Annotated in this window: 12 protein-coding genes; 5 read left to right on the top strand and 7 right to left on the bottom strand. The window is 67.7% G+C overall.

Annotated elements, in window-relative coordinates; all coding sequences use genetic code 11:
- Positions 1 to 9: 9 nt before the first annotated feature.
- On the bottom strand, positions 10 to 1,464 hold the full coding sequence (gene cysS / locus AruCF_RS07975; protein ID WP_059271932.1) for a cysteine--tRNA ligase: 1,455 nt from the start codon (positions 1,462 to 1,464) through the stop codon (positions 10 to 12).
- Between the two features lie 429 nt (positions 1,465 to 1,893).
- On the opposite strand from cysS, the gene AruCF_RS07970 reads away from it, so the two are divergent.
- The 3 genes from AruCF_RS07970 to AruCF_RS07960 all read left to right on the top strand — a co-directional run bounded on the left by AruCF_RS07970 (position 1,894) and on the right by AruCF_RS07960 (position 3,984).
- Complete coding sequence (locus tag AruCF_RS07970) at positions 1,894 to 2,577, top strand: tetratricopeptide repeat protein (RefSeq protein ID WP_049072919.1); 684 nt, start codon at positions 1,894 to 1,896, stop codon at positions 2,575 to 2,577.
- Positions 2,578 to 2,708: 131 nt separating this feature from the next.
- Positions 2,709 to 3,218, top strand: coding sequence for a peptidylprolyl isomerase (locus AruCF_RS07965; protein WP_049072918.1), 510 nt, complete (start codon positions 2,709 to 2,711; stop codon positions 3,216 to 3,218).
- On the top strand, positions 3,211 to 3,984 hold the full coding sequence (locus tag AruCF_RS07960; protein WP_049072917.1) for a UDP-2,3-diacylglucosamine diphosphatase: 774 nt from the start codon (positions 3,211 to 3,213) through the stop codon (positions 3,982 to 3,984). The genes AruCF_RS07965 and AruCF_RS07960 overlap by 8 nt, the downstream gene beginning before the upstream one ends.
- Positions 3,985 to 4,074: 90 nt before the next feature.
- On the opposite strand, the gene AruCF_RS07955 is transcribed toward AruCF_RS07960, so the two are convergent.
- From AruCF_RS07955 to AruCF_RS07945, 3 genes are all read right to left on the bottom strand, one after another.
- Entirely contained in the window at positions 4,075 to 4,938 is an 864-nt protein-coding gene (locus AruCF_RS07955) for an undecaprenyl-diphosphate phosphatase (RefSeq protein WP_049072916.1), read from the bottom strand.
- A gap of 25 nt (positions 4,939 to 4,963) precedes the next feature.
- Positions 4,964 to 6,547: a TerC family protein gene (locus AruCF_RS07950; RefSeq protein ID WP_049072915.1), complete on the bottom strand. Its 1,584-nt coding sequence runs from the start codon at positions 6,545 to 6,547 to the stop codon at positions 4,964 to 4,966.
- 192 nt (positions 6,548 to 6,739) lie between these two features.
- Positions 6,740 to 7,525, bottom strand: a complete 786-nt coding sequence (locus AruCF_RS07945) for an inositol monophosphatase family protein (RefSeq protein WP_049072914.1) — start codon at positions 7,523 to 7,525, stop codon at positions 6,740 to 6,742.
- Between the two features lie 119 nt (positions 7,526 to 7,644).
- Between AruCF_RS07945 and AruCF_RS07940 the strand changes: the two genes are divergently transcribed.
- Positions 7,645 to 8,436, top strand: coding sequence for an RNA methyltransferase (locus AruCF_RS07940; protein ID WP_144419111.1), 792 nt, complete (start codon positions 7,645 to 7,647; stop codon positions 8,434 to 8,436).
- A gap of 69 nt (positions 8,437 to 8,505) precedes the next feature.
- Here AruCF_RS07940 and AruCF_RS07935 read toward each other — a convergent pair whose 3' ends face one another.
- Complete coding sequence (locus AruCF_RS07935) at positions 8,506 to 9,495, bottom strand: Bug family tripartite tricarboxylate transporter substrate binding protein (RefSeq protein ID WP_049072912.1); 990 nt, start codon at positions 9,493 to 9,495, stop codon at positions 8,506 to 8,508.
- Positions 9,496 to 9,656: 161 nt separating this feature from the next.
- Here AruCF_RS07935 and AruCF_RS07930 point away from each other — a divergent pair, with 161 nt between their 5' ends.
- Positions 9,657 to 10,418, top strand: coding sequence for an IclR family transcriptional regulator (locus AruCF_RS07930; protein ID WP_049072911.1), 762 nt, complete (start codon positions 9,657 to 9,659; stop codon positions 10,416 to 10,418).
- Positions 10,419 to 10,503: 85 nt separating this feature from the next.
- Here the strand turns inward: AruCF_RS07930 and AruCF_RS07925 are convergent, their stop codons facing one another.
- Together AruCF_RS07925 and AruCF_RS07920 are read right to left on the bottom strand one after the other, a co-directional pair.
- Complete coding sequence (locus AruCF_RS07925; RefSeq protein WP_049072910.1) at positions 10,504 to 11,352, bottom strand: mechanosensitive ion channel family protein; 849 nt, start codon at positions 11,350 to 11,352, stop codon at positions 10,504 to 10,506.
- A gap of 168 nt (positions 11,353 to 11,520) precedes the next feature.
- A partial coding sequence (locus AruCF_RS07920) for a DUF1513 domain-containing protein (protein ID WP_254431176.1) occupies positions 11,521 to 12,540 on the bottom strand: 1,020 nt, incomplete at its 5' end.

Genomic DNA, 12,540 nt, shown 5'->3' with positions numbered 1-12,540 from the left:
CCAGGGGGTTCACGCCCGACGCCACTGCGTCAGGCCGCCCGGCTTGTCATCGAGCTCGATACCGGCTTCGCGCAGCTCGGCGCGGATGCGATCGGCCTGGGCGAAGTCGCGCGCGGCCTTGGCGGCGGCGCGGGCGTCGATCCGGGCCTGGATCGCGGCGGCGTCCAGTTCGGGGCGCGCGCCCTGCCCCATGCCGGCGGCCGAATAACGCGTGGCCGACTGGAAGTAGGTCGCCGGATCCTGCTGCAGCAGGCCCAGCAGGCCGCCCAGGGCCTTGAGCTGGCCGGCGCTGCGGGCGCTCTTGCCGCGATTGGCCTCGGAGGCCAGTTCGAACAGGGCCGCCACGGCGCCCGAGCTGTTGAAATCGTCGTCCATGGCGGCCTTGAAGGCCTGCGCCTGCGGCTCGTTCCAGTCGATGCCCTGGTCGTCGGCCGGCACGTTCTGCAGCGCCTGGTACAGGCGGTCGAGCGCGTTCTGGGCGTCGACCAGGTTGTCGGGCGTGTAGTTCTGCGGGCTGCGGTAGTGGTTGCGCACGATGAAGAAGCGCACCATCTCCGCCTCGCGCACGTTGACGCGGTAATGGGCCGCGTCGGCGGCCGGTTCGCCCTGGGCGATGGTCTGGCGGATGGTGCGGAAGTTGCCGAGCGACTTGGACATCTTGTCCGAATCGACCATCAGCGGGCCGCAATGCATCCAGATGTTGGCCAGCACGCCGCCGAAGGCGCCCTCGGTCTGGGCGATCTCGTTCTCGTGGTGCGGGAATTTCAGGTCGGGGCCGCCGCCATGGATGTCCAGCGGCAGACCGAGCAGCGACTTGCTCATGGCCGAGCACTCGATGTGCCAGCCCGGACGGCCCAGGCCGTAGGGCGATTCCCACTTGGTGTCGGCCGGCTCTTCTTCCTTGGCCGACTTCCACAGCACGAAGTCGAGCGGGTCGCGCTTGGCCGAGCCCACCGCCACGCGCTCGCCGGCGCGCAGGTCGTCCAGGGTCTTGCCGGACAGCTTGCCGTAGCCTTCGAAACCGCGCACGGCGTAGTTCACGTCGCCGTCGTCGGCCTGGTAGGCCAGGCCCTTCTGCTCGAGCTTGCCGATGATGTCCAGCATCTCGCCCACGTACTCGGTGGCGCGCGGCTCGCGGTCGGGCGTTTCGACGCCCAGCGCGCGTTCGTCGGCGTGCATGGCGTCGATGTAGAACTCGGTGACTTCGCCGATGCGGCGGCCGGTCTCGACCGCGCGGCGGATGATCTTGTCGTCGATGTCGGTGATATTGCGCACGTAGTCGACCGCCAGGCCGCTGGCGCGCAGCCAGCGCTGCACCACGTCGAAGGACACCAGCATGCGGGCGTGTCCCAGGTGGCAGAAGTCGTACACGGTCATGCCACACACGTACATGCGCACCTGGCCGGCCTGGGCCGGTTTGAACGGTTCTTTGGTACGCGATAACGTGTTGTAGATTTGCAGCATGGCGCTTGTGATGGTCCTGTTCTTTCCGTGGCGGCCGCGGAAACGTTGCGCCCGAAGGACGATACCTTCGAGGCTTGCCGTCCGACCGGGTGGTTCGGGCTATGCCCGGGTTCGCGTCATCCAGTTTGCGTGGATCCAGGAACCCCTCCCCGGCGTCCAAATTTCACCAGCAGGCTAGCCCTTGGGGCTTCCAACATGGGCTTCCCTGAGGCTTCCCTCAGGCGGCCCAAATGGACTTCCCAAATGGACTGCCCAAACGGGCTTCCCAAACAGGCCTCCCCCACGGGCGCCCGATGGTTTTACCCACTGGCTTCACCTATTGTCGAGCCAAAAACTCAACCAAGGCTAAAATGGCGGTCGTCAAGTATAGCAAGCGGCCCGGCCGCGCGCGTCAGCGCCGGCCGGCCACGACTTTTAACGGATGCCCACGTGACTATCAAGCCGCGTTTTTGCGTCACCCTGCTCGCCCTGGCACTGGCCGGTTCGCCGCTGGCCGGCGCCCATGCCCAGTCCATGGCCGGCGGTTCGGGCGAGAACCCGAATGCCAATCGCACCACCCTGGACCCGATTCCGCCCGAGGGCGGCTGGGACGGCCTGTCCAACGTGCTCAAGTCGATGCAGCCCAGCGTGGACACCCGCCTGCAACCGTCCGCCTCGCAGATCACCACGCACATCGAACGCCTGCTGAATCGCGGCGAGAACGCCGAAGCCCTGGCGATGATCGAAAAGCGCGAGGCCGAGATCAAGGACCAGCGCGGCACCGACGTGCAGCTGATGTTCCAGCATGCGCGCGCCCTGGCCCAGCTCGACCGCAAGGCCGAGGCCATCGACATCTACACCGAGATGACGACCCGCTTCCCCGAGCTGCCGGAACCTTGGAACAACCTGGCGGCTCTATATGCCAGCCGGGGCGAACTTGAAAAAGCGCAGGACGCCCTGCAAATGGCCCTGCGCGCGGACCCGGGCTACGCCGCCGCGCGCGCCAACCTGGGCGACCTGCAACTGCTGCAGGCCCTGCGCACCTACAAGCAGGCCGCCAAGGAAGGCGTGCCCGGCATGCAGGACAAGGCCCGCGAAGTCGAAACCATGCTGAAGGATAAGCAACGCAAATGATGTCCCGCTACTCCCCTCTTCACCTGCTGCGCCTGACGGCGTGCTCGTTCGCGCTGGCGTTTGCCCCGGCGCTCGTCAGCGCCGCGCCCGCGGCCGCCCCCTCCAACTCCACCTCTGAAGGCACAAAAGCCATGAGCACCAATCCCCGCGTCAAGCTTCACACCAACCAAGGCGACATGGTCATCACCCTGGACGCCGCCAAGGCGCCCAAGACCGTCGAGAACTTCCTGACCTACGTCAAGGAAGGCTTCTACAACGGCACGGTGTTTCATCGCGTGATCGACGGCTTCATGATCCAGGGCGGCGGTTTCGAGCCCGGCATGAAGCAGAAGCAGACCCATGCCCCGATCGAGAACGAGGCCAACAACGGCCTGAAGAACGACAAGTACACCCTGGCCATGGCCCGCACCAGCGACCCGCACTCGGCCACCGCCCAATTCTTCATCAACGTCGCCAACAACGACTTCCTGAACTTCACCGCGCCCACGCCGAACGGCTGGGGCTACGCCGTGTTCGGCAGCGTCACCGAAGGCACCGACGTGGTCGACAAGATCAAGGGCGTGAAGACCGGCAACAAGGGCTTCCACCAGAACGTGCCGAACGAAGACGTGATCATCGAGAAGGCCGAAGTTCTTGAATAAGATCGCCCTGTCCGGCCCGATCTGGCTGGCCTCCGACCTGCACCTGGGGCCGGCCACGCCGGCCACGGCGGAGGCCTTCCTGGCCTTCCTGCAGGCGGCCGAGGAAGAAGCCGCCGCCCTGCTGCTGCCGGGCGACATCTTCGACGCCTGGATCGGCGACGACGTGATCCGCGCCGCGCCGCCGTGGCTCGTCACGGCGCTGACCGCGCTGCGGACCACCGCCAGCCGCATTCCGCTGTGGCTGGGCCGCGGCAACCGCGACTTTCTCATCGGCGAGGAACTGGCCGGCGCCGTCGGCGCCCGGCTGCTGCCCGAGCCGGCCCTGCTGCAGACCGACCATGGCGATGTGCTGCTGACCCACGGCGACGAGTTCTGTACCGACGACGCGGCCTACCAGCAGTTCCGCCAGATGGTGCGCAACCCGCAATGGCAGGCCGCGTTCCTGGCCAAGACCATCCCCGAGCGGCTGGCGATGGCGCAGCAGGCGCGTGGCGAAAGCCAGATGGCCAACCAGAGCAAGTCCATGGAGATCATGGATGTCAATGCCGGCGCCGTCGAGCAGGCCTTCCGCGACAGCGGCGTGGCCCTGATGGTGCACGGCCACACGCACCGCCCCGCCCGCCACGTGCTGGAGGTCGACGGCGTGAAGCGCGAGCGCTGGGTACTGCCCGACTGGGACTGTGACCACGCCTCGCCGCCCCGCGGCGGCTGGCTGGTCATCGACCGTGACGGGCTGCAGTTCTACGACCTGGAAACCGCCGCCTAGGCGATACGCCCATCCTGTCCGAGCAAAGCAAAGGGCCGCGTCACCTACGCGGCCCTTTCTGTTTGCCCCCCGGCTTGCGGGGCGCGGACGTCAGCGCGTGAAGATCCAGGCCGCCACGATCGCGCCGAACACGATCCGGTACCAGGCGAACACGCGATAGGTGTGGTTGGCCACGAAGCGCAACACCGCGCGCACCACCACCATGGCGCTGAGGAATGCCGCGATGAAGCCCACGGCGATGCCGGACAGGTCGTGCTGGGTCAGCAGGTCCATGTTCTTGTACATGTCGTACACGGCCGCGCCCAGCATGGTCGGCATGGCCAGGAAGAACGAGAACTCGGTGGCCGTCTTGCGCTGGATGCCGGCGATCATGCCGCCGATGATGGTGGCGCCCGAGCGCGAGGTGCCGGGGATCATGGCCAGGCATTGCGCCACGCCCACGCCAAGCGCCTGCTTCCAGGTGATCTGTTCCAGGGTGCGGGCGGTGGCGCGCTCGTCCGAGGCGGTGTCGTCGGCCGCGCCCGGCACGTCGCCGGGGGTATGGCGGGTGCGGCGTTCCACGTACAGCATGATCAGGCCGCCCAGCACCAGCGTCACCACCACGACGCTGGGGTGGTAGAACACCTGCTTGATGGACTTGATGAAGATGGCGCCGATGACCGCCGCCGGCAGGAAGGCGATCAGCAGGTTGCGGGTGAAGGCCACTTCGCTCGGCACGCCGGTGAGGGTGCCGCGGATCAGCTGCAGCAGCCGCGCGCGGAAAATCCACATCACCGCCAGGATCGAGCCCAGCTGGATCACCACCTCGAACACCTTGCCCTGGCTGGATTCGAAGTTGAGCCAGTCGCCGATCAGGATCAGGTGGCCGGTGCTGGACACCGGGATGAACTCGGTCAGCCCCTCGACGATGCCGAGGATGAAGGCCTTGATGAGATAGAGCGTGGTATCAGTCACGATGGCAAGGGCTCCTTGAAGGCATCTAGTCGTTGGTCAGCGTGGCGTCTTCGTCCAGCGGCTCGGGCACGCGCTTCTCGACGCGCACCAGGGCAATGCGGCGGCCGTCCATTTCCAGCACCTCGAAGCGGAAATGGTCGTGGTGGAATTCGTATTCGCAGACATCGCCCGGCTTGGGCAGGTGGCCGAAACGCGACAGCAGGTAGCCGGCCAGGGTGGAGAAGTCCTGCGCGTCGTCGACCAGGCCTTCGGTTTCCAGCACCTGCTCGACGTGGTGCAGGTCGGCCGCGCCGTCGATCTTCCAGGTGTTGGGACCGTCGGCGACGATGTCGGGCAATTCGTCCTCGTCCGGGAATTCGCCGGCGATGGCCTCGAACACGTCGATCGGCGTCACCAGGCCCTCGATGGCGCCGAACTCGTCCGCCACCAGCACCAGCTGGCCGCGCGAGCGCTTGAGGGTGTCCATCAGGCGCAGGATGCCGATGGACTCGTGCACGATGATCGGGTCGCGCAGGCGGTTGCGGCGCACCCGGCCCTCGGTGATCAGGTCGGCCACCAGGTCCTTGGCGCGGGCGATGCCCAGCACCTCGTCGAGCGAGCCGCGGCAGACCGGGAAGAAGCTGTGCGGCGCCTCGATGATCTGGCGCCGGATGGTGTCGGGATCGTCGTCGATGTTGATCCATGACACATCGGTGCGCGGCGTCATGATCGAGCGGATCGAGCGTTCGGCCAGCGTCAGCACGCCGCTGACCATGTTGCGCTCCTCGACGCCGAAGGCCGGGATGGCGGGGCCGTCGGCACTGGGCAGGTCGGGCTCGTCGGCCGGCGGGCGCTTGCCCAGCATGCGCAGCACCGCCGAGGCGGTGCGTTCGCGCATCGGACGGCGCGCGTCCAGCTTGAGCAGGTTGCGGCGCGCCACCTGGTTCAGGGCCTCGATCGCCACCGAGAAGCCGATGGCGGCGTACAGGTAGCCCTTGGGCACCTTGAAGCCGAAGGCCTCGGCCAGCAGCGAGAAGCCGATCATGAGCAGGAAGCCCAGGCACAGCACCACCACCGTCGGATGCGCGTTGACGAAGCGCGTCAGCGGCTTGGAGGCCAGCAGCATGATGCCGATGGCGATGACCACGGCGATCATCATGATGGCCAGGTGGTCCACCATGCCGACCGCGGTGATGACCGAGTCCAGCGAGAACACCGCGTCCAGCACCACGATCTGCGTCACGATGACCCAGAAGCTGGCGTACACGCGCGGCCCCGAGGAGCCGCCATGCTGCCCGCCCTCGAGCCGCTCGTGCAACTCCATGGTGCCCTTGAACAGCAGGAAGAAACCGCCGGCCATCAGGATCAGGTCGCGCCCCGAGGGCGACAGCGGTCCAATCGAAAACAGGGGGGTGGTCAGGGTGACCAGCCACGACATGACCGACAGCAGGCCAAGCCGCATGACAAGCGCCAGGCTCAGGCCAAGGATGCGCGCGCGGTCGCGTTGCGACGGCGGCAGCTTGTCCGCCAGGATGGCGATGAAAATCAGGTTATCGATTCCCAGGACGATCTCAAGGACGACCAGGGTAAGCAAGCCGACCCACGCAGCGGGGTCCAGCAGCCACTCCATCAGGAGCTCCAGAAGTTACACGACCGGTAATCGTACCCGGAAAACGCGTGACACGCCGGTGACACGGGTCGTGCGGATGGCTTACGGAACTGTCCCGAGGCTTGCCGCGCGCGGGTCCGCGCGAGTGACACGCGCAAAAAAAGCCGGCCACGAGGGCCGGCTTCGGGAGCGCGTCGGGATCGCGCCAGGGCGTCAGGCCGCCGGCGTCGGGTTCAGCGCCGACAGCATCTGCGTGAAGATCTTCGGGCTGGCGGCCAGCACGTTGCCGGAGTCCATCCAGCCTTGCTCGCCGTCGAAGTCGGCGACCAGGCCGCCGGCTTCCAGCACCATCAGGCTGCCGGCCGCCAGGTCCCAGGGCTTCAGCCCCACGCCGCAGAAGCCGTCCAGGCGGCCGCAGGCGACATAGGCCAGGTCCAGCACGGTGGCGCCCAGGCGGCGCACGCCGGTGCTGCCTTCGGCCATGGCGCGGAAACGCTGCGAGCCTTGTTCAAGGTCGCCCGAGTTGGGCCAGTGCGCGCCCAGCAGGGCCTCGTGGTAGCGGGTGCGGCCCGAGACGCGCACGCGGCGGTCGTTCAGGAAGGTGCCGCTGCCACGGCTGGCGGTGAACAGTTCATTGCGCGAGGGATCATAGATGACCGCCTGCGTGACCTGGCCGCGCTGGGTCAGCGCGATCGACACGGCGTAATTGGGCAGGCCGTGGATGAAGTTGGTGGTGCCGTCCAGCGGATCGATGATCCACTGGAATTCGGCCTGGTCGGGGCCCTGCAAGCCGAATTCCTCGCCCAGGACGGCATGGTCCGGATAGGCGGCGCGCAGCGTCTCGACGATGGACTCCTCGGCGGCGCGATCGACTTCCGTGACATAATCGCGCGGCCCCTTGCGAGCCACGCTGAGTCGTTCCAAATCCATGCTGGCACGGTTGATGATGGTGCCGGCACGCCGGGCCGCCTTGATGGCGATGTTGAGCATCGGGTGCATAAAATTCCGTACGTATGCGGTGGGTAGGCCGCTAGCCACCCCCCCGGATCCGCCGCCCCCGACAGGGGGAAACCGGCTCAAAAAACCAGGAAGGCACTAAGCCAAACGTGCCATTTTAAATGACTCAAGCATTTTCACGCGTTCGCTTCATCATGGTGAACCCCAGCCACCCCGGAAACGTCGGTTCGGCGGCCCGCGCGATCAAGACCATGGGCTTCTCCGAACTGGTGCTGGTGGGCCCCAAATTCGCCGATGTCACCAGCCAGCCGGAGGCCGTGGCCCTGGCCAGCGGCGCCCTGGACGTGCTGGAAAACGCGCGCATCTACGATACCCTGGAAGAGGCGCTGGCGCCCGTGACCCTGGCGTTCGCCCTGACCGCGCGGGTGCGTGACCTCGGTCCCCCGCCCTGCGACATCCGCCAGGCCGCCGACCTGGCCTGCGCCCACCTGGCCGAAACCGCCGAGAGCTGCACCGCCATCGTGCTGGGCACCGAGCGCGCCGGTCTCACCAATGACCAGATCGGACTGTGCCACCGCATCTGCCATATTCCGGCCAACCCCGAGTACAGCTCGCTGAACGTCGCCCAGGCGCTGCAACTGGCGGCCTGGGAGCTGCGCTACGCGCTGCTGGTGGACCAGGGCGCCCCGTTGCTGCCGGCCTCGACCGCGCAGGCGCCCTCGCGCGGCGCCGAGCCGGCCTCGGGCGAAGCGGTGCAGGCCTTCCTGGCGCACTGGGAAGAAGCGCTGGTGGGCGTGCGGTTCCTGGACCCGGCCCATCCCAAAAAGCTGCTGCCGCGCATGCGGCACCTGTTTTCCCGGGTGGCGCTGACCCGCGACGAGGTCGACATGATGCGCGGGGTCTGCACCGCCATGCTGGCCACGGCCCGCCGCGACGGCGACGCAAAAAAATAGGGACGGGCATCGGCCCGTCCCCTGTCATCGGCCGCCGGCGGTTGACCCGCCGCGGCACGAAGCGCGCGATCAGTCGACCTTGGCGCCCGACGCCTTGACCACCGGCGCCCAGCCTTCCACTTCCGACTTGATGAACTGGCCGAACTCGGCCGGCGTGGTCTTGACGCCCACGGCGCCCAGCTTTTCGAAAGCCAGTTGCACGTCGGGCTTGTCCAGCGCCTTGACCATGGCGGCGTTGAGCTTGTTGACCACCTCGGGCGGCGTGCCGGCCGGCGCGATCAGGCCGAACCACGACGACACGTCGAAGTTGGCGAAGCCCGCTTCCTTCATGGTGGGCAGGTCCGGCGCGCTCTTGGAACGCTCGGCGGTGGTCACCGCCAGGGCGCGCAGCTTGCCCGACTGGGCGTGCGGCCAGGCCGACGGCATGTTGTCGAACATGAACTGCACCTGGCCGCCGATCAGGTCGGTGATGGCCGGCGCGCTGCCCTTGTAGGGCACGTGCAGCACGTCGATGCCGGCCTGCATCTTGAACAGCTCGCCTGCCATGTGGATCGAGGTGCCGCTGCCCGACGAGGCGAACGCCAGCTTGCCCGGGTTCTTCTTGGCGTAATCGACCAGTTCCTGCACCGTCTTGACCGGCACCTGCGGGTTGACCACCAGGATGTTCGGCACCTTGGCGCCCAGCGCCACGGGAGTGAAGTCCTTCGTCAGGTCGAACGTGACGTTCTTGTACAGCGTCTGGTTGATGGCGCTGGTGACGGCCACGAACAGCAGCGTGTAGCCGTCAGGCGCGGCGCGTTGCACCTGGTCGGTGGCGATGTTGCTGCCGGCGCCCGGCTTGTTCTCGACCACGAACGACTGGCCCAGGCTCTCGGTGAGTTCCTTGGCCATGATGCGGGCGATCACATCGGTGGTGCCGCCGGCGGAGAAGCCGACCACGATGCGGACAGGTTTATCGGGATAGGCGGCCTGGGCGGAACCCATGGCGAAAGCGCTTGCGGCGGTAGCCAGTAGCGTGGCGGCAAGACGCCGCAGTCCAGGCTTTTGACCGGTCATCATATAGTCTCCGTGCTGATACTGTCCATTAAATGGACGATTTGAATTATTGGATGCTGCATTCTGATCTATACACGAGCGGAGCATCAAGGTAGAGTCCACGGTACGGACTATGGTTTTCCCTTGACCAAGACGCAATAACCCCCAAGTTTTCAGAGAGTTGCATGCAAGACAGCGATGCCGCGGCCGCAGGCCCACGCACATTGCGGCGCGGGCTGGCCGTTCTGGCCGCCCTGCGGGACCAGGGGCCTGATGGCCTCAGCGTGACCGATATTGCCCGCCTGACGGGCATTCAGCGCCCCACCATCTACCGGCTGCTGGCCGCCCTGCTCGACGCGGGCCTGGTGCTGCCGGTGACGGGCACCAAGAAATACCGCGCCCAGTTGGCGGTGGACCCCGACACCCGTTCGCGCGATCCGCGCGTGCGCCAGTTGCTGCCGGTGCTGCGGCGCCTGGCCGACCGCACCGGCGACGCGGTGTTCCTGGTGGTGCGCGACGAGGATGATTCCATCAGCCTGCATCGCGAGATCGGCAGCTACCCGGTGCAGATCCTGGCCACCTACGCCGGCAAGCGCCAGCCGCTGGGCGTGGGTTCGGGCGGCATGGCATTGCTGGCGGCGCTGCCCGACGACGTGGCGCGCGGCATCGTCGAACGCAACTCCAGCCGGCTCGACGAATACGGCGGCATGACGCCGCAGGAAATGTTCCGCCTGATCGAGAACACCCGCGCGCGCGGCTATTCGGTGGTGGGCAACCACGCCGTGCGCGGCGCGCTGGGCGTGGGCTGCGCCCTGCTCGACAACCATGGCGCGCCGCTGCTCGCGGTCAGCGTGACGGCCATCATCGACCGCATGCCGGCCCAGCGCCAGCGCGAGATCGCCGGCTGGATCAAGGCCGAACTGACGCGGCTCGCGGTGCAGGCCTGAGCCCGCCACGCGGCCCTCGCCGCGCCATGCGAAAAGGGCGTCCCGCCATTGGCCGGGACGCCCTTTTTCATGGCCGGCCGTACGCTCAGGCCGCGGCGCCAGCCTTGGGCTCGCTGGCCTTGGGGTTCTGGATCTCGCGCAGCGGGATCGGCGCCTGAAAGCCCGCGGCCTCCAGCGACAGGCGGATGTCCTGGTACAGGCCCCAGCGCAGGTCCCAGTACTTGGCCGCCTCGGCCCATACGCGCACGTTCACGACCACGCCGCTTTCCTTGTAGTCGACCACCTTCACCAGCGGCTGCGGCTCCTTCAGCGCGTTGGGATTGGCCGCGACGATGTCCTGCAGCTTGGCCAGCACCGCGTTCAGGTCGTCGCCATAGCGCACCGGCACGGGAATATCCAGGCGGCGCGTCTTGTTGCGGCTGTAGTTGGTGATGGTGGCGTTCCAGACCGTGCTGTTGGGCAGCGTCAGGTGGATGCCGTCGACCTGGACCAGTCGCGTCAGGAACAGGCCGACCTCCTCGACCGTGCCTTCCGCGCCCGTGCTCAGGCCGACGTATTCGCCGGCGCGCACCGGCCGCAGGATCAGCAGCATGATGCCGGCCGCGATGTTCTGCAGCGTGCCCTGCAGCGCCAGGCCGACGGCCAGGCCGGCGGCGCCGAGCACGGCGATCAGACTGGCGGTCTGCACCCCGAAGCGTGCCAGCACCGCGATCAGCGTGAAGATGCGCACCGTCCAGACCACGGTGCTGTAGAACATCGGCACGATGGTCGGATCGATCTTGCTGGAACGGGTGGCGATGCGCCGCACCCAGCGGCCCAGCAAGGCCGAGACCCACCAGCCGATGACCAGGATCAGCAAGGCCACGAGCAGATTGATGCCCAGGTCCACCAGCCTGGGGGCCCAGGCATTGAATTCCTTCAACGCGTCTTCCATCGTTGTCGCTCCCTCATGCAAAAAAGACAGCCGAAAACTTTATCAGATGCGCCTTGCGGAAAGGGCCGTCGCGCCCTGCCGGTATGTCAAGCTTTGTAAGGCGCCAGGCTCGCCGCGGCTGGCCATCGCATGCGGCGCCTCGCCCGGGCGGGCGCGGCGGTGGCCGCCTCAAGCGGCCGCGACCTTGCGGAAATGGTTATCCCAGGAACGCTCGCGCGACGGCGCCAGCACCGGCCGCTCGCCGCCCGCCGCATCGGTGCGCACCATGGCGCCCAGGCCGCTGCTGACCAGAAAGCCCGCGTCCGTCGCCGGCGCCACGCCGCAGCCATCGGCCAGGCGGGTCTCGCCCAGGCAGCGGCCGCTGGCCGCATCCCAGTACAACACCCGCCCGCCCACCGGGCTGGACGTGGCGATCACGGCGCCGGCCGCGTCCGCCGCCACCGAGCCGATGTAGTTGCGCATCGCGCGCAACGTGTCCGCCGGCCCGCTGAACAGCACCGGCTGCGTGCCGCGCCGGTGGCGCCCCACCAGCGCCGGACGGTCGCCGGCCGGTCCCATGTATTGGCAGCCGAACCAGACGCTGCCATCGCCCGCCAGCGCGAGATGGCGGATCGACAGGCGATGCAGCTCGGGCGCCAGTTCGACTTGCTCCAGCAGCGCGCCGCTGGCCGCGTCCAGGTACGCCAGCGACGGCCGCATGGTGTCCAGGTTCAGTTCGAGCTTGCCGTAGTCCGGATGCGTCAGGATGCCGCCATTGGCCACGCACAGCGTCTTGCCGTCGGGCATCAACAGCACCTCGTGCGGCCCGATGCCGCCGCTGTCGTATTCGCCGATGCGGCGGTAGCCGCCGCCCGGCGTGGCATCGTAGATGCCGAGCACGCCACGGCCGCCGTCGAAATCGTTCTCGGTCGCGGCCAACAGCCGGCCGCCGTCGAAATAGGCGCCGTGGCCGAAGAAATGGCGGTCTTCCGGCAAGGGCAGTTCGAGCGGCGAGCGGTCGCCGCGCAGGTCGAACGCCAGCGCGAAGAAGCCCGGCTGGCGGCCGAACACCACGGCGCGTTCGGCGGGCGCGTCGATCGCGAAACTGTGGCCGCGCGCGGGCATCGGCACCACGTGCCGGTCCTGTCCGGCGCCATCGAGCACCACCGTCTCGTCGCGGCCGCCGCGCTGCCGCGCCGCCAGATAGCG

It is taken from the genome of Achromobacter ruhlandii (assembly GCF_002082135.1).
Taxonomy (GTDB): Bacteria; Pseudomonadota; Gammaproteobacteria; order Burkholderiales; family Burkholderiaceae_B; genus Achromobacter; species Achromobacter ruhlandii.
Note: the sequence above shows the minus strand (reverse complement) of the source record. Positions and strands in the feature narration are given on the sequence as shown.